We start from the raw sequence: 412 nt of genomic DNA, 5'->3' as shown, positions 1-412 counted from the left end.
TTCTAAGGTTACAAAATTTAATAAAGGCGATCGTGTTGTCATTAATCCTACAGTTTCAAATCGTGAAAAAGAAGAAAATATTGATCTTTACGATGGTTATTCATTTATAGGTTTAGGTTCTGATGGTGGATTTGCAGAATTTACAAATGTCCCAGAAGAGAACGTTTATAAGCTACCAGATAAGGTTTCTGATAAAGAAGGCGCTCTTGTAGAGCCAACCGCTGTTGCAGTTCAAGCAATTAAAGAAGGCGAAGTTCTATTTGGCGATACTGTTGCTATTTTTGGTGCAGGTCCAATCGGTTTATTAACAGTCATAGCAGCTAAAGCTGCAGGTGCAAGTAAGATATTTGTTTTTGATTTATCAGAAGAAAGATTGAATAAAGCTAAAGCAATAGGTGCTACTCATACTATC

At 35.7% G+C, this 412-nt stretch carries 1 protein-coding gene; it reads left to right on the top strand.

The features are described from left to right. The coding region (locus CD129_RS08805; protein ID WP_144437007.1) for a zinc-binding dehydrogenase at positions 1-412 on the top strand (412 nt) is incomplete at both ends.

This window comes from Mammaliicoccus fleurettii (assembly GCF_003970575.1).
Lineage (GTDB): Bacteria > Bacillota > Bacilli > Staphylococcales > Staphylococcaceae > Mammaliicoccus > Mammaliicoccus fleurettii.
Note: the sequence above shows the minus strand (reverse complement) of the source record. Positions and strands in the feature narration are given on the sequence as shown.